This window comes from Sulfitobacter sp. 1A13496 (genome assembly GCF_043557225.1).
GTDB classification, from domain to species: Bacteria; Pseudomonadota; Alphaproteobacteria; order Rhodobacterales; family Rhodobacteraceae; genus Sulfitobacter; species Sulfitobacter faviae.
Window position 1 is genome coordinate 538415 of the sequence record NZ_JBIFFP010000001.1, and the last position, 19508, is coordinate 557922.

At 64.2% G+C, this 19508-nt stretch carries 19 protein-coding genes and 1 riboswitch; of the genes, 14 read left to right on the plus strand and 5 right to left on the minus strand.

Going from position 1 to position 19508, the window contains the following annotated elements:
- Nucleotides 1-22 precede the first annotated feature (22 nt).
- The 6 genes from rpiA (at nucleotide 23) to ACGYLX_RS02695 (ending at nucleotide 6495) form a co-directional block, all read left to right on the plus strand.
- Nucleotides 23-811, plus strand: a complete 789-nt coding sequence (gene rpiA, locus ACGYLX_RS02670) for a ribose-5-phosphate isomerase RpiA (protein WP_067266197.1) — start codon at nucleotides 23-25, stop codon at nucleotides 809-811.
- A 90-nt stretch (nucleotides 812-901) separates the two neighbouring features.
- Nucleotides 902-2281, plus strand: coding sequence for a glutathione-disulfide reductase (gorA, locus tag ACGYLX_RS02675; protein ID WP_168612717.1), 1380 nt, complete (start codon nucleotides 902-904; stop codon nucleotides 2279-2281).
- A gap of 68 nt (nucleotides 2282-2349) precedes the next feature.
- The gene (gene hflK / locus ACGYLX_RS02680) at nucleotides 2350-3573 is read left to right on the plus strand and encodes an FtsH protease activity modulator HflK (RefSeq protein ID WP_394447224.1); all 1224 of its coding nucleotides are present in this window, start codon (nucleotides 2350-2352) and stop codon (nucleotides 3571-3573) included.
- The gene (gene hflC / locus ACGYLX_RS02685) at nucleotides 3573-4634 is read left to right on the plus strand and encodes a protease modulator HflC (protein WP_168612718.1); all 1062 of its coding nucleotides are present in this window, start codon (nucleotides 3573-3575) and stop codon (nucleotides 4632-4634) included. The genes hflK and hflC overlap by 1 nt, the downstream gene beginning before the upstream one ends.
- A complete protein-coding gene (locus ACGYLX_RS02690; RefSeq protein ID WP_120351421.1) occupies nucleotides 4631-4825 on the plus strand; it encodes a DUF2065 domain-containing protein in 195 nt (64 codons plus the stop codon). Before hflC ends, ACGYLX_RS02690 begins: the two co-directional genes overlap by 4 nt.
- A 236-nt stretch (nucleotides 4826-5061) precedes the next feature.
- Nucleotides 5062-6495 (plus strand): Do family serine endopeptidase, encoded by a 1434-nt coding sequence (locus ACGYLX_RS02695; RefSeq protein WP_394448079.1) that lies wholly within the window; start codon nucleotides 5062-5064, stop codon nucleotides 6493-6495.
- Nucleotides 6496-6549: 54 nt separating this feature from the next.
- On the opposite strand, the gene ACGYLX_RS02700 is transcribed toward ACGYLX_RS02695, so the two are convergent.
- On the minus strand, nucleotides 6550-7101 hold the full coding sequence (locus ACGYLX_RS02700; protein WP_168612720.1) for a peptidoglycan-binding domain-containing protein: 552 nt from the start codon (nucleotides 7099-7101) through the stop codon (nucleotides 6550-6552).
- A 164-nt stretch (nucleotides 7102-7265) separates the two neighbouring features.
- On the opposite strand from ACGYLX_RS02700, the gene ACGYLX_RS02705 reads away from it, so the two are divergent.
- The gene (locus ACGYLX_RS02705) at nucleotides 7266-7589 is read left to right on the plus strand and encodes a 2Fe-2S iron-sulfur cluster-binding protein (protein ID WP_067266186.1); all 324 of its coding nucleotides are present in this window, start codon (nucleotides 7266-7268) and stop codon (nucleotides 7587-7589) included.
- Nucleotides 7589-8284, plus strand: a complete 696-nt coding sequence (locus ACGYLX_RS02710) for a VCBS repeat-containing protein (RefSeq protein ID WP_168612721.1) — start codon at nucleotides 7589-7591, stop codon at nucleotides 8282-8284. The genes ACGYLX_RS02705 and ACGYLX_RS02710 overlap by 1 nt, the downstream gene beginning before the upstream one ends.
- 34 nt (nucleotides 8285-8318) lie before the next feature.
- Here the strand turns inward: ACGYLX_RS02710 and purD are convergent, their stop codons facing one another.
- On the minus strand, nucleotides 8319-9584 hold the full coding sequence (gene purD, locus ACGYLX_RS02715; protein WP_394447227.1) for a phosphoribosylamine--glycine ligase: 1266 nt from the start codon (nucleotides 9582-9584) through the stop codon (nucleotides 8319-8321).
- A gap of 70 nt (nucleotides 9585-9654) precedes the next feature.
- Between purD and xseA the strand changes: the two genes are divergently transcribed.
- A complete protein-coding gene (gene xseA, locus ACGYLX_RS02720) occupies nucleotides 9655-11217 on the plus strand; it encodes an exodeoxyribonuclease VII large subunit (protein ID WP_168612723.1) in 1563 nt (520 codons plus the stop codon).
- Between the two features lie 6 nt (nucleotides 11218-11223).
- On the opposite strand, the gene ACGYLX_RS02725 is transcribed toward xseA, so the two are convergent.
- Together ACGYLX_RS02725 and ACGYLX_RS02730 are read right to left on the minus strand one after the other, a co-directional pair.
- Nucleotides 11224-11613, minus strand: coding sequence for a hypothetical protein (locus ACGYLX_RS02725; RefSeq protein ID WP_394447229.1), 390 nt, complete (start codon nucleotides 11611-11613; stop codon nucleotides 11224-11226).
- Nucleotides 11614-11654: 41 nt separating this feature from the next.
- On the minus strand, nucleotides 11655-12656 hold the full coding sequence (locus ACGYLX_RS02730) for an alkane 1-monooxygenase (protein WP_168612725.1): 1002 nt from the start codon (nucleotides 12654-12656) through the stop codon (nucleotides 11655-11657).
- Nucleotides 12657-12815: 159 nt separating this feature from the next.
- Here ACGYLX_RS02730 and ACGYLX_RS02735 point away from each other — a divergent pair, with 159 nt between their 5' ends.
- Both ACGYLX_RS02735 and ftsY read left to right on the plus strand, forming a co-directional pair.
- Nucleotides 12816-14528, plus strand: a complete 1713-nt coding sequence (locus tag ACGYLX_RS02735) for an NAD(P)H-dependent oxidoreductase subunit E (RefSeq protein WP_168612726.1) — start codon at nucleotides 12816-12818, stop codon at nucleotides 14526-14528.
- Between the two features lie 95 nt (nucleotides 14529-14623).
- The gene (gene ftsY, locus ACGYLX_RS02740; protein ID WP_394447232.1) at nucleotides 14624-15976 is read left to right on the plus strand and encodes a signal recognition particle-docking protein FtsY; all 1353 of its coding nucleotides are present in this window, start codon (nucleotides 14624-14626) and stop codon (nucleotides 15974-15976) included.
- 33 nt (nucleotides 15977-16009) lie between these two features.
- Here ftsY and ACGYLX_RS02745 read toward each other — a convergent pair whose 3' ends face one another.
- Nucleotides 16010-16495, minus strand: coding sequence for an MgtC/SapB family protein (locus tag ACGYLX_RS02745; protein ID WP_168611952.1), 486 nt, complete (start codon nucleotides 16493-16495; stop codon nucleotides 16010-16012).
- A gap of 63 nt (nucleotides 16496-16558) precedes the next feature.
- Here ACGYLX_RS02745 and ACGYLX_RS02750 point away from each other — a divergent pair, with 63 nt between their 5' ends.
- From ACGYLX_RS02750 to metZ, 3 genes are all read left to right on the plus strand, one after another.
- Nucleotides 16559-17461, plus strand: coding sequence for a DMT family transporter (locus ACGYLX_RS02750; RefSeq protein ID WP_168611953.1), 903 nt, complete (start codon nucleotides 16559-16561; stop codon nucleotides 17459-17461).
- A 10-nt stretch (nucleotides 17462-17471) separates the two neighbouring features.
- A complete protein-coding gene (locus ACGYLX_RS02755; protein ID WP_168611954.1) occupies nucleotides 17472-18077 on the plus strand; it encodes an inner membrane-spanning protein YciB in 606 nt (201 codons plus the stop codon).
- Nucleotides 18078-18135: 58 nt separating this feature from the next.
- Nucleotides 18136-18212: riboswitch (SAM riboswitch) on the plus strand.
- Between the two features lie 64 nt (nucleotides 18213-18276).
- Complete coding sequence (gene metZ, locus ACGYLX_RS02760) at nucleotides 18277-19467, plus strand: O-succinylhomoserine sulfhydrylase (protein WP_168611955.1); 1191 nt, start codon at nucleotides 18277-18279, stop codon at nucleotides 19465-19467.
- The last annotated feature ends 41 nt before the right edge of the window (nucleotides 19468-19508 follow it).

Genomic DNA, 19508 nt, shown 5'->3' on the forward strand with positions numbered 1-19508 from the left:
AACGCCTGCAAGGGAGCACCCGATGTCCGGAGACCTATCACCGATCGACAAGGCCAAATTCGTGGCCGCGAAACGGGCGTGCGAATTCGTGGAAGACGGGATGCGCGTGGGGCTTGGCACCGGATCGACGGCGGCGTGGCTGGTGCGCTGTCTGGGTGAGATGGTGCGCGACGATGGGCTGCGGATCAAAGGCGTGCCGACCTCCTCGCGCACCGCGCAACTGGCGCGGGATGTGGGGATCGAGGTGATCTCTCTCGATGAGGCGAAATGGCTCGATCTGACGATTGACGGGGCAGATGAATTTGACGGCGACCTGAACCTCATCAAGGGCGGCGGCGGGGCCTTGCTGCAAGAAAAGATCGTGGCGACGGCCAGCGACCAGATGGTGGTGATCGCCGATATCGGCAAAGAGGTGCATCATCTGGGCGCATTCCCCCTGCCGATCGAGGTGATTCCCTTTGGTTGGCAGACCACGCAGGCGCTGGTCGAAGAGACGCTGATCTCAATGGATGTGCTGGGCCAAAGCTCGACCCTGCGGATGAACGGCGAAGTGCCTTTCATCACCGACGAGGGGAACTATATCCTAGACCTGCGGCTGGGGCGCATCGGCAACGCGCGGCAATTGGCGCTGGTGCTGAACCAGATGCCCGGCGTGGTGGAAAACGGCCTGTTCATAGATATCTGTGACGCGGTTGTGATCGGCTACGGGGATGGCAGGGTAGAGGTGCGCGACATAAATGAAGGCACCGTGGCGACCGACCGTTTGGAATTCGTCGAGACCGACAACCTATTTTCCGACCTGAGCGATTAGTGCCGACAAAGCGAGACACGCGCGACCCCGCGCAAGACCGAAATATGCGCGATCCCGCGCAAGACCCAAAACGACTAAGAGAGGCGCCAAATGGCCAAGAATGAATTCGACTACGACCTGTTTGTCATCGGTGGCGGCTCGGGCGGTGTGCGTGCGGCGCGTGTCGCAGCGGGCGAACATGACGCCAAGGTCGGTCTGGCCGAGGAAGACCGCTATGGCGGCACCTGCGTGATCCGGGGCTGCGTGCCCAAAAAGCTGATGGTCTTCGCCTCGGGCTATGCCGATGTGGTGGATGAGGCGAAATGTTTTGGCTGGGATCTGAAAGCCGGGCCCTTCGATTGGCATGATTTCAAAGGCCGTCTGAACACTGAGCTGGACCGCCTCGAAGGCGTCTATCGCAAGCTTCTGAAGAACTCCGGCGTGGACACATTCGACGCCCGCGCGCGGATCAAGGACCCCCATACCGTGGCCCTGTCCGACGGCACCGAGAAGACCGCGAAACACATCCTCATCGCCAGCGGCGGCCGCCCCGTGCGCCCCGAGATCGAGAATGCGGAACTGGGGCTGGTCTCCGACGATCTGTTCCACCTTGAAAAACTGCCCAAGTCGATCCTGATCATCGGCGGCGGCTATATCGCCTGTGAATTCGCCTGTATCCTCAACGGTTTGGGTGTCGAGGTGACGCAATACTACCGCGGCGCGCAAATCCTGCGCGGCTTTGACGACGAAGCCCGCGGCATGGTGGCCGAGATGATGCAGGAAAAGGGGATCGACCTGCATCTTGGCACGAACATTCTGGAGATGACGCCCAGCCACGAAGACGGCAGCGGCCCGATGAAGGTCAAGCCGACCAACGGCACCGAAAAGATGTTCGACCAAGTGCTCTTTGCCACGGGCCGTCGCCCCAATAGCGATGACATGGGGCTGGAAGACCTGGGCGTGAAACTGGGCCGCAGCGGTGAGATCGAGGTGGATGAATACAGCCAGACGGCGGTGCCTTCCGTCTATGCCATCGGCGACGTGACCAACCGCATCAACCTCACCCCGGTGGCGATCCGCGAGGGCATGGCCTTTGTCGAGACCGTCTTTGGCGGCAACCCGACGCCGGTGGATCATGATCTGGTGCCTTCGGCGATCTTCACCCAACCCGAGATGGGCACCGTGGGGCTGAGCGAGGAGGCCGCGAGGGAGGCGGGGCCGATTGAGGTCTATGCGACCTCTTTCAAACCGATGCAGGGCGCTTTTGCGGGCAAGGCCGACCGGGTGCTGATGAAACTCATTGTCTGCGCCGACACGCGGGTGGTGCTGGGCTGTCATATCGTCGCACCCAACGCGGGCGAATTGATCCAGATGGTCGGCATCGCGGTCAAGATGGGCGCCACGAAAGAGCAGTTCGACGCCACCTGCGCGGTGCACCCGACCATGTCCGAAGAACTGGTGACCATGCGTAATCCGACTCGCACGGCTTGAATATCACGCGAAAGCGTACAATTTTTGGAACGATAGGCCGCATGGGCGGCCCAGAGGGGAACATATCAATGGCAGGAAATTCGCAAGGCCCCTGGGGGGGCGGCGGAGGCGGCAACCGGGGCAACGGCGGTGACCGGGGCAACGGGGGCCGCAACGACGGGCCGCAGGGCCCGCAGGGTCCACGCGGGCAGGGCGGTGACCGCCCGCAGATGCCCGAGATCGACGATTTGGTGCGCAAGGGCCAAGAGCAGCTGCGCGTTCTGATGGGGGGCCGTGGCGGCGACCGGGGCAATGGCACCGGCGGCGGCGGCCGCGGCACTGGTGGGCCGGGCGTGACACGTTCGACCATTGGCATCGCGCTTTTGGCCGGTGTGGCGCTTTGGGGCTTTGCCAGCTTCTACACCGTGCGGCCTGAACAGCAGTCGATCGAACTGTTCTTGGGTGAATTTTCCGGCATCGGCACCGAGGGTCTGAACTTTGCGCCTTGGCCGCTGGTCACGGCGGAGGTTTTCGACGTCACCACCAACCGCACCGAGGAGTTGGGCGTGCGGCGCGGCGGCGGCGGCAACGAAGGCTTGATGCTGACCACGGACGAGAACATCGTCGACATCGACTTCCAAGTGGTCTGGAACATCAAGAACGCGCGTGACTTCAAATTCTCGCTGCGCGATCCCGAAGCTTCGGTCCGGGCGATCTCGGAATCCGCCATGCGTGAAGTCATTGCGCAATCCGAACTGGCGCCGATCCTCAACCGGGATCGTGGCGCGGTGGCGGATCGGGTGAAGGAGTTGATCCAGAACACCCTCGACAACCGCAACACCGGCATCAACGTGTTGCGTGTCAACGTGAACAAGGTCGACCCGCCGAGCCAGTCCGTGCAGGTCACCGATGCCAATGGCAACACCACCACGCAGTCGGTCGTCGATGCCTTCCGCGACGTGCAAGCCGCCGAGCAGGAGCGTGACCGTGTGGAGCGTCAGGCCGACGCCTATGCCAACCGGCGCACTGCCGAGGCACGCGGTGAATCCGCGCAGCTTCTGGAAGCCGCCGAAGGTTACCGCGCCCGCGTCGTGAACGATGCTGTGGGTGAAGCCAGCCGTTTTGAAGCCGTCTTGGAAGAATACCGCAATGCGCCCGACGTGACGCGCAAACGTCTGTATCTTGAGACCATGGAAAAGGTGCTGGGCGACGTGGATAAAATCATCCTCGAAAACGGCAGCGGCCAAGGCGGGCAGGGCGTTGTTCCCTATCTGCCACTCAATGAATTGCGGCGCGGCGGAGGGTCGAACTGATGCGGAAAACAAGTCTTATCATTCCCATCTTGGTGATCGCCATCGTGGGTGTCCTTTCGGCTGTCTTTGTCGTGGACGAGCGTGAAAAAGCGCTGGTGCTGCGTTTTGGCCAGATCAAACAGGTCCGCAACGAGCCGGGCATCGGGTTCAAAGTCCCGCTTTTGGATGAGGTCGTGCGCTACGAAGATCGCATCCTGTCGCTGGAAACCCCGGTGATCGAAGTCACCCCCGCCGATGACCGTCGTCTTGAGATCGACGCCTTCGTGCTCTACCGCATCGACGATATGGTGCAGTACCGGCAAGCTTTGGGTGCAGGCGGTGAACGTCAGGCCGAAAGCGAGATGGGCGGCATCATGGAAAGCCAAATCCGTGCCGTGCTTGGCTCGCAGGGCGTGACCTCAAACACCATCCTGTCACCCGAACGGGCCGACCTGATGGAGCAGATCCGTGTTCGCGCCGATGCCCGCGCGCAGGCGCTTGGCCTCAAGGTGGTGGATGTGCGTCTGCGTCAGACAAACCTGCCCGAGCAGAACTTCGACGCAACCCTGCAACGGATGATCGCCGAGCGTGAGCGTGAAGCGACCGACGAACGCGCCCGTGGCCGCGAAGCCGCGCAGCGTGTCATCGCCCTTGCCGATCGTACCTACGAAGAGATCCTCTCGGAAGCCCGCCGTGACGCGCGGATCATCGAAGGTGAGGCGGACGCGCAGCGGAACAACATCTTCGCGCAGGCCTATGGCAAGGATCAAGAATTCTTTGAATTCTACCGCTCGCTCAGCGCCTATGAGCAGGCGTTGCAGGGGCAGAACTCCACCATGGTGATGTCGCCGAACAGTGAGTTCTTCAACTACCTGCGCTCGGATCGCAGCGCCACGACCCCTGTGGATGCGATTGCACCACCGCAGACACCCGCAGCCGATGCACAGGCGGTGGAGCCTGCGCCGGAAGAAGATAGCGCCGCTGCGGAAGGCACGCAGGAGGAGGCCCCCGCGGCCCCCACCACGCCAACGCCAGCCGCACCTGAGGCAGACAGCGACCTGCCAGTGGCGACTGACGAATGAGCCTAGTTCTACTGGCTTTAGGGTCGGTTCTGATATTCGAGGGGCTGGTGTACGCACTGGCCCCTTCGTTTTTGGAACAGATGCTTGAAATGCTCCGCCGCATCCCCGAGGCGGCGCTGCGCCAGCTTGGCGCGCTGGTGGTGGTGGCCGGGTTGATATTGGTCTGGCTTGCCTTCCAACTGGGGGTCTGAAGTCGAAGGCGAGGGGCCGAGAACCGCTTGGTTTCACCCCCGGCATGGCGGGCCGAAGCCGCAAATCGTCACACTCCCCACCGTTGAAATGCCCGTGATCGGCCCCATCTTTGCTGTTGCAGCGCGTCCTTTCGGAATGCACTCTGCCCACGTTGGCAACAACAGGAACAATCAGGAGACGATGAATGCAGGCCAAGGCGGTTTCCCTGTCCACAACAGCACAACACACCCAATGGATGCGAGCGATGGCAATGGGGGTGATGGCGCTGACCCTCCTGATCCTGCAAGCCAGCATGGCGCTGGCCAAACCCGAAAGCCTCGCCCCGCTGGCCGAGAAGATCAGCCCTTCGGTGGTCAATATCACCACCTCCACCACGGTTGAGGGCCGCACCGGGCCGCAGGGCATCGTGCCCGAGGGCTCGCCCTTCGAAGACTTCTTTCGCGAGTTTCAGGACCGCAACAATGGTGAGGGCAACCGGCCCCGCCGTTCCTCGGCCCTTGGCTCGGGTTTCGTAATTTCCGAAGACGGCTATGTGGTGACCAACAATCACGTCATCGAAAGCGCGGATGAGATCACCATCGAATTCTTCTCGGGCGAGGAACTGGTCGCCGAGGTCATCGGCACCGACCCCAAAACCGACATCGCGCTTTTGAAGGTCGAAGCGGACGCGCCGCTGCCCTTCGTCTCTTTCGGTGACAGTAACGCCGCGCGGGTGGGTGACTGGGTGATTGCCATGGGCAACCCGCTCGGACAGGGCTTCTCGGTCTCGGCTGGCATCGTGTCGGCCCGCAACCGGGCGCTGTCGGGCACCTATGACGATTACATTCAGACCGACGCCGCGATCAACCGGGGCAACTCCGGCGGGCCGCTGTTCAACATGGATGGTGAGGTGATCGGCGTGAACACCGCGATCCTGTCGCCCAACGGCGGCTCCATCGGCATCGGCTTTTCGATGGCGTCGAATGTGGTCACCCGCGTGATCGACCAACTGCAGGAATACGGCGAGACCCGCCGCGGCTGGCTGGGCGTGCGCATTCAGGACGTGACCGATGACGTGGCCGATGCCATGGGCCTCAAGAAAGCCGTTGGCGCCCTGATCACCGATGTGCCGGAAGGTCCGGCGCGTGAGGCGGGGCTGAAAACCGGCGACGTGATCAAATCCTTCGATGGTGTCGAAGTGGTCGATACCCGTGGTCTCGTCCGTCAGGTGGGCAACAGCCCCGTGGGCGCGACGGTGCGCGTGACCGTGCTGCGTGACGGCAAGACCCAGACCATCAAGGTCGTACTTGGCCGCCGCGAAGAGGCTGATGGTGCGGTTCCTGCCGGTATGGATGACAACGCCGATGAGGGGGCCGAGGCCGAGCCGCAGTCGACCATGCTGATGGGCCTGACCCTGATGCCGCTGACAGACGAGCTGCGCGCGGAGCTTGGGGCCGATGACGATATGACCGGCCTTGCCGTGACGGATGTGGATCAAACATCGGAGGCCTTCGAGAAGGGCCTGCGCATGGGCGATATCATCACCGAGGCCGGGCAGGAGCAGGTGTCGAGCATTGCCGATCTCGAAGCTCGGATCGCCGCGGCGAAAGAGGCGGGCCGCCGCTCTCTGCTGCTGTTGGTCCGCCGCGGAGGCGACCCACGCTTCGTGGCGCTGTCATTGGCGGAGTGATCTGCCGGAACGGTTCGGAAAGGGCGCCTGCGGGCGCCCTTTTTCGTTCCGGGCTCAGCCCTCTTGCCGGGGCACTGCGACCAGCCCGAGCGCCCGGGCGGTGGTCAGCGACAAGACCTCGCTGTTCGGCCCCTCTTGGGCCTGATAGCGGCGGACGGCTGTCCGAGTTGCCCTGTCCATCTCGCCGGAGATCGGCCCCGCGTAGAACCCGCGCGCCTCTAGCGCCCGTTGCAGAGTGCTGTTGAACTCGGGCGTCAGCACATCGGGGCAGGGCGTTTCGAACCAGTTGTCGACACGCGCGCGCACAATCTCTTGCCGGGTCTCTGTCTTGTAGACGGGCGGTTTGGCGATGCTGCCATCGGGGTTCATCTTGGCCGGGGTCACTTCGACCTGTTCGGTCACCGTCTCGATCACCGCAGGGCTGACCGTGCGGCCCCAGCAGCTTCCCTCCGGCGCGCCTGCGGGGCCGTTGCGGGTGGCCTCTAGCACTCCCGGCTCAGGGCGGGGCGTGGCCGGTGCCGTCGTCTCGCAGCCCGCCAAGGCCGCGATGGCCAGCAGCAAAGCGGCGCAGTGCCGCGCGGTTCTGGGGGGGAGGGGCTGTGTCATGCCGGTCTCTCGGGCTCGCCTGTTGTTCGCGGGCAGACTAGCCGGATGCGTGGGCCTTGCCCACCGCAATGTCGGGCGCGCCGTGACCTTGCGAAAAGGGGGCTGGAACCGGCTGCCATAGCCCGTTAAACAAGGCCGAACTTTTAGGACGAAAGGGCATCATCATGGCCAAAATCACCTATGTCGAACACTCCGGCACCGAACATGTGGTCGAGGTGGCCAATGGTCTCACCGTCATGGAAGGCGCGCGGGACAATAACATTCCCGGCATCGAAGCCGACTGTGGCGGGGCCTGCGCCTGCTCCACTTGCCACGTCTATGTCGATCCGGCTTGGGCCGAAAAACTGCCGCCGATGGACGACATGGAAGAAGACATGCTCGACTTCGCCTTCGAGCCCGATCCCGCGCGCTCGCGTCTGACCTGCCAGATCAAGGTCACCGATGCGCTGGACGGTCTGCGCGTGCAGATGCCGGAAAAGCAAATCTGATGCGGGCGATCGGCGCGGCACTGCTGGCGCTGATCGCAACAGATGCGGCGGCGGAGACGATTACCGCCGCGCATTACATCGCGCCCACGGGGCGCTACGCCCATGGCATTCTTGGCGACGCGCTGGAATGGGGCGGCTTGCAAGTCTCTCTGACAGATGGCGGCGCGCGGCGCTTCCATTTGCCGCGTGACCATGTTTTCGAAGATATCGCCCCCCGGCTCGTGGATGTGACCGGCGATGGCGCGCCCGAGGTTCTGGTGGTCGAGACCGACGTGAATCGTGGCGCGGCGCTGGCGATCTACGGCCCCGAGGGCAAGATCACCGAGACCCCGCATATCGGCCAAAGCAACCGATGGCTCGCCCCCATAGGCGCTGCCGATCTGGATGGCGATGGCGCGGTCGAGATCGCCTATGTCGACCGGCCCCATCTGGCGCGGGTGCTGCGGGTCTGGCGCTTTGCCGATGGGCGGCTCAGCGAAGTCGCGCAAATGACGGGGCTGACCAATCACCGCATCGGAGAGCGGCATATCTCAGGCGGTTTGCGCGATTGCGGTGCGGGGCCTGAGATTGTGCTGGCGGATGCCGATTGGCAGCATGTGGTGGGCGTGCGCCTGACAGGCGGGCAGCTTGGGCGGCGCGATATTGGCCCATTCGCGGGGGCCGAGAGCTTTGCCAAGGCGCTGGCCTGTGAATGAGGGGCGGCTGCGGCTCTGGTAGAGCCGCCACCCGTCAGCTCAGCGCGCGCCAGCCGATGTCGCGGCGGCAGAACCCTTCGGGCCAATCGATTCCATCGACCATCGCATAGGCACGCTCTTGCGCCTCGGCCAGCGTGGCCCCGCGTGCGGTGACATTCAGCACCCGCCCACCATTGGCCAAGATCGCTCCGTCCTCCACCTTGGTGCCCGCGTGGAACACCATATTCGCGCTATCCTCGGGCAGGGCGGAGAGGCCCTTGATCTCACTGCCCTTTTCATAACCGCCGGGGTAGCCTTTGGCGGCCATCACCACGGTCAGCGCGTGATCTTCGGCCCAGGTCACCTGCATATCGGCAAGCGCCCCCTTGGCCGTGGCCTGCATCAGGTCGAACGCCTGCGCGCCGAGGCGCATCATCAGCACCTGACACTCCGGGTCGCCGAAACGGACGTTGTATTCCACCAGCCGCGGCTGGCCGTCCTTGATCATCAGGCCAGCGTAAAGCACGCCCTGATAGGGCATCCCGCGTTTCGCCATCTCGGCCATACAGGGGCGGATGATCTCTTCCAGCGCGCGTTCGGCGATCTCGTCGCTCAGCACCGGGGCGGGGGAATAGGCGCCCATGCCGCCGGTGTTGGGGCCGCTGTCGCCTTCGCCGACCCGCTTGTGGTCTTGGGCCGTGCCGATGGGCAGCACCGTCTCCCCGTCGCAGAGCACGAAGAAAGACGCCTCTTCGCCTTCCAAGAACTCTTCGATCACCACTTCGGCGCCTGCCTCGCCAAAGGCGCCGTCAAACATCTCATCCACGGCGGCCAGCGCTTCGGCATCGGTCATGGCGATGATGACACCTTTGCCCGCCGCCAGACCGTCGGCCTTGATCACGATGGGCGCGCCTTGCTTTTCGACATAGGCGCGGGCGCTGGCGGCGTCGGTGAAATGGCCATAGCCCGCCGTGGGCGCCGCGCAGGCGTCGCAGATTTCCTTGGTGAAGGCTTTGGAAGCTTCCAGAGCCGCTGCCGCTTTGGAGGGGCCAAAGACATCGAAACCCGCCACGCGCAGATCGTCGCCCACACCCGCGGCGAGGGGCGCTTCGGGGCCGATGATGACGAAATCGATGTTATTGCCCTCGCAAAAGGCCACAACCGCCGCGCCATCCATGATGTCGAGCTTGGCGCATTGCGCGATGGCCGCGATGCCCGCGTTCCCCGGTGCCACGATCAGCTTGTCGCATTTGGGGTTCTGCATGACCGCCCAAGCAAGTGAATGTTCGCGGCCACCGCTGCCGAGGATCAGGATATTCATGCCGCGCACTCCCTTGGACTTCGTTGCTCCGCGTTCTAAGCTGGGGGACCCACAGACACAAGGTGCCCAGATGGATCTGTTCGACGACCCCGCCCCCGGTGGCAACAGCCCCGAATTCACGGTGACCGAGCTTTCGGGCGCGATCAAACGGGTGATCGAGGGGGAGTTCGGCCATGTGCGGATTCGCGGTGAAGTGGGCCGTGTCAGCCGTCCGCGCTCGGGGCATGTCTATCTCGACCTCAAAGATGACCGCTCGGTCATCTCAGGCGTGATCTGGAAAGGCGTGACCGCGCGGCTTGAGACCCAGCCCGAAGAGGGGATGGCGGTCATCGCCACCGGGCGCATCACCACCTTTGGCGGTCAGTCGAAATACCAGATCGTTATCGAGGACATTAAACCGGCGGGCATGGGCGCGCTGATGGCGCTGTTGGAGAAACGCAAGGCAGCACTGTCGGCGGAGGGGCTGTTCGCCCCCGAACGCAAACGTCCGCTGCCCTATCTGCCTGAGATCATCGGCGTTGTGACCTCGCCCTCGGGGGCGGTGATCCGTGACATTCTGCACCGGCTGCGGGATCGTTTCCCGCGCAAGGTGCTGGTCTGGCCCGTCGCCGTACAAGGCGCGAAATGCGCGCCCGAGGTGGTGCGCGCCATCCAAGGGTTCAACCGGCTCACCCCCGGTGGCGCATTGCCCCGGCCCGAGTTGATCATCGTGGCCCGTGGCGGTGGCTCGGTCGAAGACCTCTGGGGCTTTAACGAGGAAAGCGTCGCGCGCGCGGCGGCGGCTTCGGACATTCCGCTGATCTCTGCCGTGGGGCATGAGACCGACACGACGCTGATCGACTTCGTCTCGGACAAACGCGCGCCCACGCCGACAGCGGCGGCGGAGCTTGCCGTCCCTGTGCGGCATGAGCTGGCGGCATGGCTGGAGGGGCAGGGCGCAAGGATGCGTCAGGCGCTGAGCCAAGGGTTGACCCGCCGGGGCCAGCGGATGCGGGATCTGGCGCGGGCCTTGCCCCGGGCCGACACGCTGCTGGAGGGGCCGCGCCAGCGACTTGATCGCGGGGGGGAGAAACTGGCCCCTGCGCTGATCGCAGGCGTCCAAGGGCGCCGCGTCAAGCTGGCCGATATGTCTGGCGCTCTGCGCCCCGGCACCCTGCGCCGCCAGTTGGAGGCGGATCGGCAACGTCTAGCGCAGCTCTCGGCGCGGCTCGACCCGGCGTGGCAACGCAATCTGGCCGGACAGCGCGAGCGGCTGGCCGCGCGGATTGACCGGTTCCACCCCGAGGTGCTGCACCGTCAGATCCTCCGCCGCCGGGAGCGGCTTTTGGACCGCACACAAACCTTCCGCCCCGAGGTTCTGCGCCGCGACTTGTCACGCCAAGACCAACGGTTGAAAGAGGTGCTGGCCCGGCTGGCGCGCGCAGGCCGCGCCGATCAGGACCGCCGCCGCCGCCAGATCGACGCGATGGGCCGCACGCTCGGCACGCTCGGCTACCGCGAAACGCTGGCCCGTGGTTTCGCCGTGGTGCGGGGCGACGGTGATGTGGTGACCAGCGCGGAGGCTGCCAAGAAGGCGGCGCATTTGGAGATCGAATTCGCCGACGGTCGGCTTCCGGTCAAAGGCAAGGGCTGAACTGGCCTAGACCCCGACCTGCGGCCCAAGGCACAGCAGCGGCTCGGCCATTTCCCGCGCCTCATAGAGCGCGGTTTCGGTCGGGTCATTCTCGAACCGCGCGACCAGCCCGGTCGGGCTTTCGGTAAAGCTCCAGCATTGCGGGGTGGGGTCGTCTTCGTAGACAAAGCAGATCAGCCCATCGGCCTCATACCAGCGCCCCTCTTTGCACTGGCCATCGAGAAAGGACCACTGTACGTGCCGGTCCTCGTGGTAGATTTCCGCCCCATAGGGCGCGCCGGACTGGCCGAAGTAGAGGGTTTTGCCCTCAGTATAGGCTTCGAACTCAGCCGCCGACATCTCGGCCAAGGCAGGCAGTGGAAGGAAGGCGCAGATCAGGGCGAAGGTATGTCTCATGTCACGAGCCTGCCAGAAGCCCGCACCCCGCGCCAGTGGGGTCAGCGCTGATGCCACCGCGCCACGCGCCGGTCCATCACCCGCCGCCAAAGCGGGGGAACGAGGGCGATCACCGCCATGATGGGCAGCGAATAGGGCAGTTTCGGCATCTCTGGCGTCACTTCCAGCGCCGGAAAGGCGCGGGCGGGGCGCATGTGGTGGTCCGAATGGCGCGGGGCATTCAGCATCATTGCGGCGGAGTACCATTTGGGCGCGTTCCAACTGTGCTGCGGGCCCATCGGCTCGAACCGGCCATCGGGGCGCTGCTCTCGTCGCAGCCCATAGTGTTGCACATAGTCCGACAGCAGCAGTTGCATCTGCGCATAGGCCGCCAGCCCGATATAGGCGAGCAGCCCGGCGACCCCGCCCAGCAGCATCGCCGTGAGCAGCGCCAGCGCCGCGCCACCTAGGTAGAGCGTGTAAGGGTGCAACCCTTTCGCCCCAGTCTTGCGCGCCCGCTGCGCACTGTCGGCCTGCCACCCGGCGCGAAACTCCCCCCAGCTTGCGCTCAGCAGAAACCGCCAGAACCCCATGCCCCTGGGTGCGGAGTTGGGGTCAGCCGGGGTGGCGGCGGCGGGATGATGCACCCGCAGATGGGCCGAGACGTGATGCCCGTGCAGCAGCGAGATATAGATCGCCGTGCCGATCCGCCGGGGCAGGCGGCGGCTGGCGTGGATCAATTCATGGGCGTTGGAATTGCTGATCTGGCCCAGAAACAGGCCAAGGGCGGCAAAGATCAGGGCGCGGTCCAGCCCCTCAAGATGCGGGGCTGCGCCAATCGCCCAGACCCCGAGCGGCAGCAGCAGGAAGTGCGCGGCGGCCAAGGTCAGCGTCAGGGCGCGGCCCGAGCTGTCAGAAAGGCTCAGCGCGCGGCCCAATCGGTCCATGAAGGCTACATGCACCGTGATCGACAACAGCGCCAGCACAGGCCAGACCCCGCCCCAGAGGGCGGCGGCGGCGATCAGCACCGCCGGTGTCAGACTTGCGATCACATACCACAGCATGCGTTTTCCCCTGCAAAGCCGCGCCAATCGGCTCGGCCCCCGTATTCTGCCCGCCGCAGGGGCCGCGCACAACGCAAACACCCGCGCGATTGTCGCTTTTTGATCGCACCTCGGCCTTTGGATTTGTTACCAAGGTGGAAAGCAAGGTGGGGGAGAGACATGGCGCTGGATGATCACGGCAAGGCAGCGGCGGGGGAGCCGCGAAAGGGCGTTTGGAAATCCGGCAAGGGCAAGGGGCGGCATCATCCCAAGGGGCGGCAGTTGCAGGATGTGGCGTGGGAGGAGGTCCGTGCGCTCTTGGGCGACCGTCCGCGCGCCCGCGATCTGCTGATCGAGTTTTTGCATCTAATTCAAGACCGCTTTGGCCATCTGTCGGCCGCGCATCTGCGCGCCTTGGCTGAAGAGATGCGCCTGTCGATGGCCGAAGTCTATGAGGTCGCCAGCTTCTACGCCCATTTCGACGTGGTGAAAGAAGGCGAGGCCCCGCCGCCCGCGCTGACCATCCGCGTCTGCGATTCGCTGTCTTGTGAACTGGCCGGGGCACAGGTGCTGAAAACCGCGTTACAGGACGGGCTGGACCCGACCGAGGTGCGCGTCCTGCGCGCGCCCTGTATGGGCCGCTGCGACATGGCGCCGGTGCTGGAGCTGGGGCACAACCATATCGACCTTGCCACGCCCGAGAAAGTGCTCGCGGCCATCGGGGCCGGGGATACCCATGTCCGGCTCCCCGATTATGAGACTTACGAAACCTACGCCGCATCAGGGGGTTATGACGCGCTGTTGAGCTTGCGTCAGGGCGGCGATTGGGAAGCGGTGCAAGAACAATTGTTGGAGGCCGGGCTGCGCGGTCTTGGCGGGGCGGGTTTCCCCTCGGGCAAGAAATGGGGCTTCGTACGCGGCAACCCCGGCCCGCGCTATCTGGCGGTGAATGGCGATGAGGGCGAGCCGGGCACCTTCAAGGACCGCTGGTATCTCGAACGCGGGCCGCATCTCTTCCTCGAAGGCATGTTGATCGCCGCTTGGGCGGTGGAGGCGGAGAAGGTCTTTCTCTACATGCGCGACGAATACCCGGCGGTGCTGGAGATCCTGCGCCGTGAGATCGCCGCTCTGGAAGGTGCGGGCCTCATCACCCCCGGCTATGTCGATCTGCGCCGCGGGGCGGGCGCCTATATCTGCGGCGAGGAAAGCGCCATGATCGAAAGCATCGAAGGCAAGCGCGGCTTGCCGCGCCACCGCCCGCCCTATGTGGCGCAAGTGGGTGTCTTTGGCCGCCCGACCTTGGTGCATAACGTGGAGACTCTGCATTGGATCGCCCGCATTTGCCGCGAGGGGCCGCAGGTGTTGAATGGGGTCGAAAAGAATGGCCGCAAGGGGCTGCGGAGCTATTCCGTTTCGGGCCGTGTGGCGCGCCCGGGGATGTATCTGCTGCCCGCAGGCTCGACCATCACCGATATCATCGCGGCGGCGGGGGGCATGGCAGAGGGCCATCTGTTCAAAGCCTATCAACCGGGTGGCCCGTCCTCGGGGCTGTTGCCCGCGTCGATGGCGGAGCTGCCGTTGGACTTTGACACGTTGCAGCCACATGGGTCTTTCATCGGCTCGGCGGCGGTGGTTGTCCTGTCGGAACACGACAGCGCACGGGCCGCCGCCCTCAACATGCTGCGGTTTTTCGAGGATGAAAGCTGTGGCCAGTGCACGCCCTGCCGGGTTGGCTGTGAAAAGGCGGTGAAGCTGATGCAGGAAGACCGCTGGGACCAAGACCTGCTGGAGGCGTTGTCGACCGCCATGGTCGATGCCTCGATCTGCGGGCTCGGGCAGGCGGCGCCGAACCCGATCCGGCTGGTGATGCAGCATTTCCCCGATGAAATCTGACCCCGCCCCCTCTCGGCGAGCTTGATCTGCCCGGGCGCCCTTCCATCTGCGCGGGCAAGCCTATAGATCAAGACGAAACTGCATGGGAGACGCCGATGGCCTTCTTCACGAAGCTCAAGGACCGCTTGTTCAAATCCTCGTCCAAACTCGACGAGGGGTTGGAGGCAATCGTCAGCGATGGCGGAGAGGCGGAGGCCGAAGCGGCCCCCGTGGATGCGGTGATGGACCAGCCCGGCGCGGCCTCTGACGTGATGCCCGATAGGCAGGAGGACAGCGGCCCGATGTTGGCGGCAGAGCGGGAGGCGGAAGAGCCGACACCCGCGCCTGAACCCGCCCCGGAACCCGAGACGCTCCCAGAGCCCGAGCCGCAGCCTGCGCCTGAACCGCAGCCCGAACCGTCTGAGCCCCAGCCGGACCCCACGCCCGCGCAGGACCCCCCCGCCGCTGATCCCGAGGCCACCCCGACCCCGGAGGAAGTTCCCGCGGCGACCGACCTGCGCCAAGCGATGACACCCGTCGCCCCGGCGCTGGACGAAACCCCAGCCGAGGCCGCCCCCGCCAAACCGGGCCTTCTAGGCCGTCTCATGGGCCGCGGTGCCGCGCAGCCGGTGGTGCGCCGGACGCTGGATGACGAGATGCTCGAACAGCTCGAAGAGCTGCTTATCAGCGCGGACATGGGCGTCGACACGGCGCTGCGGGTCACCGCCAACATGGCCGAAGGGCGCTTTGGCAAAAAACTCTCGGTGGCAGAGATCAAACAACTGCTCGCCAGCGAAGTCAGCCGCATCATGGAGCCTGTAGCGCGGCCCCTGCCGCTCTATGCCAAGACCCCGCAAGTGGTGCTGGTGGTCGGCGTGAACGGCTCGGGCAAGACGACGACCATCGGCAAATTGGCCTCGCAATTCCGCGCGGCAGGTAAGAAGGTCGTGATCGCCGCGGGGGATACCTTCCGCGCCGCCGCGGTGGAGCAATTGCAGGTCTGGGGCGAACGCGCAGGCGTGCCCGTTCTCACCGCCCCCGAGGGCAGCGACCCCGCGAGCCTTGCGTTTGACGCCATGGGCCGCGCGCAGGAAGAGGGGGCCGATCTGCTGTTGATCGACACCGCGGGCCGTTTGCAAAACCGTGGCGACCTGATGGAGGAATTAGCCAAGATCGTCCGCGTCATTCGCAAGAAGGACCAGACCGCGCCGCATAACACCCTATTGGTGCTGGATGCGACGACAGGGCAGAACGCGGTCAATCAGGTGAAAGTCTTTCAAGAGATTTCCGACGTCAGCGGTCTGGTGATGACCAAGCTCGACGGCACCGCCAAAGGCGGCGTGCTGGTGGCGCTGGCGGATCGCTTTGGCCTGCCCATTCATGCCGTGGGTGTGGGTGAACAGATTGACGATCTGTCGCCCTTTGACCCGGATGAATTCGCCGCCGCCTTGGTGGGCACGGATGGCTGAGAGTACACTGGCCGCCGAGAGTGGCGGCCCTGTTCAGTCATGGGTGCCAAGCTTCCGCTCGATCCAGCGCAGAACGGTGAGAACCAGTACCACGACCCCTGCGGTCAGACAGGCCAGCAGAATTTGCCCGGCGCCGCAGGACAGGCCGATGGCACCGGCCAGCCACATCGACGCGCCGGTGGTGATGTTGCGCACCTCGCCGTTCGATGTGAAGATGATCCCCGCTGCAAGGAAGGCGACGCCCGCGGTCACCGCTTCGATCAGACGCAGCGGATCAAAGCGCATCTGGTCACCTTCGCCGAACTCCAAACTGCCCAGCTCTTGTCCGATGATGATGAAGAGACAGGCGGCGATGGCCACCATGATGTGCGTTCGCAGACCCGCAGGTTTGTCGCGCCGCTCGCGTTCATACCCGACGATACCCGCCAGAAAGGCCGCCATGAGCAGCCGCGCCGCGGCCACGGTAACCGGCACTTTGGAAAAACTGTGGGTGAGATCCGCGATCAGGCTTTCAAACATGGAAATTCCGTTGGTGATAAAGGCTTTGAGGTATAAACCTCTCGCCGCCGTGGTGGTTCCGCGATGACCGATTGGATCCTGTCGATCGAAGGCACCCCGGCGGGCCATACCGTGGCCCTGTGGCTCGCGCTTTCGGCGGCCTTTTTGCATGCAGTCTTCGGCGCGCTGCAAAAGGGGCGGCATGATCCTTGGCTCACGCGCGGGGCGATTGATGTCTCCTATGGCGTGATGGCGGCTCCCTTTGCGCTTTTCGTCGTGCCATGGCCCGAGCCGCATATGTGGGTGATCTTCCTCGGCGCTTTCGTGATCCATGTTATCTACAAGCTGTTGCAGGCATGGGCCTATACCAAGGGCGCCTATACGGTGGTCTACCCGGTGGTGCGCGGCACGGGGCCGCTCTTTGCCGTGGTCGGCGCCTATTTGATTTTTGGTGAGCGGTTCAACGCGGTGCAATGGCTTGGCGTGGCGGTGCTGCTAAGCGGCATCTTCGGCCTTGCTCTTTATAACCTGCGCAATTTGGTCGCTGCGCGCGATACGCTGCACGCGGCGCTCGGGCTGGCGGTGCTGACGGGCTTGTTCGTGGCGCTTTACACCACATATGACGCATACGGCATCCGCGCCACGGCGGATCCTTTCACCTTCCTTGCATGGTTTTTCATGATCGACGGGTTGGTGATGCCGGTGATCGCATGGCGGCGCTGGCACGCGATGGAGAACCCGCCCGAGGTGGCGCCGCTGATGCTGCGCGGCTTTATCGGCGGGATCATCGCTTTTGCGAGTTTCGGGTCGGTCATGCTGGCCACGCGGCTCGACAAGGTGGGCGAGGCGGCTGTGCTGCGCGAGACCTCGACCGTCTTTGCCGCGCTGATCGGGGTGCTGGTGCTGAAAGAAACCGTCGGCCCGCGCCGCATCGCGCTGATGGCGCTGATCGCAGCCGGGGCGGTGATTGTTGAAATGGGCGGCTGAAGGAACAGGCATGTCAGAACCAAGAGAGATCAACCCAATGCTGCGGGCAGGCTTGGAATACGGGCCGGTCTTGGCCTTCCTCGTGGCCTATCTGTGGCTCAAGGATAACACCTACACTTTCGGCGGGACGGCGTATGACGGCTTTATCGTCGTCACCGCGATGTTCGTGCCGCTGCTGGTGCTGTCGACCGGCGCGCTTTGGGCGCTGACGGGCAAGCTGAGCCGGATGCAGGTTGCTACCGTGGTGCTGGTGGTGATTTTCGGCGGGCTGTCGGTCTGGCTGAATGATGACCGCTTTTTCAAGATGAAGCCGACGTTGATCTATGTGCTCTTTGGGGGTCTTTTGGCGGTCGGCCTGCTGCGCGGGCAATCCTACCTCAAATACGTCATGGAAGAGATGATGCCGCTGCGCGATGAGGGCTGGATGCTGCTCACCAAACGGCTGATGTATTTCTTCTTTGGTCTGGCGCTGGCGAATGAGGTGATTTGGCGGTTCTTCTCGACCGATACTTGGGTCTACTTCAAAACCTTCGGTCTCACGGCGGCGATTTTCGTTTTCTTCATGGCGCAGGGCAAGCTGTTCGAAGCCTACGGCGAGAAGAAAGACCAAGGCTGACCCGAATTTAACGAAGGCCCTACGCGAAACTGTTGACCTGTAGCGTCGCGCGGCGTAATCCACCCCGCGTGGCGATTTGTTACCGGATTGTGGGCCACGTTAAACATGCCGCTAAAAGGTCAGGATGAAAGACCCCTTTCGCTTGGCCGCGTCTGGGGTTTTTTTATGCCCGCGAGGTCGGGCCGGAAGGATGAAATTGATGAGCAACGACCGTCACGCGCGCACCCAAGCGATCCACGCAGGCACCCGCCGCAGCCAATATGGCGAGGTGAGCGAAGCGATCTACCTGACCCAAGGTTTCGTCTACGACAGCGCCGAACAGGCCGAGGCGCGTTTCGAAGAGATCGGTCCGGATGAGTTCATCTATGCCCGCTACGGCAACCCCACGGTCGCCATGTTCGAGGACCGCATCGCCACTTTGGAAGGGGCCGAAGATGCCTTTGCCACCGCCAGCGGCATGGCGGCGGTCTCGGGCGCGCTGATCTCGATGCTGAAGGCGGGCGATCATGTCGTCTCGGCGCGGGCGCTATTCGGGTCTTGTATCTATGTGCTGGAAGAGATCCTTGGCCGCTACGGGGTAGAGGTCACTTTCGTCGACGGCAGCGACCTCTCTGCTTGGGAGGCCGCGATCCGTGAGGACACCCGAGCGGTCTTCTTCGAATCCGTGGCCAACCCCACGCTTGAGGTGATCGACATCGAAGCCGTCGCCAAGCTGGCCCATGCCAAAGGCGCGCTGGTGGTGGTCGACAATGTCTTTGCCACGCCGGTCTTTTCGCGCGCGATTTCGCAGGGCGCGGATGTGGTGGTCTATTCCGCGACCAAACATATCGACGGGCAGGGTCGTGCGCTTGGCGGTGTGGTGCTTGGCAGCCGCGAGTTCATCCGTGGCACGCTTGAGCCTTACATGAAACACACCGGCGGCTCGATGAGCCCCTTCACGGCTTGGATCATGCTCAAAGGGTTGGAGACCATCGACCTGCGGGTGCGGGCGCAGGCGGCCAGCGCACTGGAATTGGCCGAGGCGTTGGACGGTCACGCGGCATTGGCGCGGGTGCTTTACCCGGGCCTTGCGGGCCATGCGCAGAACGCGCTGGCGATGCGGCAGATGGGGGCAGGGGGCACGGTGCTGTCCATCGACCTCAAGGGCGGCAAGGCGGCGGCTTTCGCTTTCCTGAACGCGCTGAAGGTGGGCGTGATCTCAAACAACCTTGGCGACGCCAAGACCATCGTCACCCATCCGGCCACCACCACCCACCAGCGTCTGCCGCAGGACACCAAAGACCTTTTGGGCATCACGCCGGGGCTGGTGCGGATCAGCGTGGGGCTGGAATATAGCGGCGATCTCAAGGCCGATTTGCTGCAAGCCTTGGATGCGGCGGCGCAAGCCTGACCTGATGTGTCGCGGGCGCGGTGGCATTTTGGCCCCGCGCA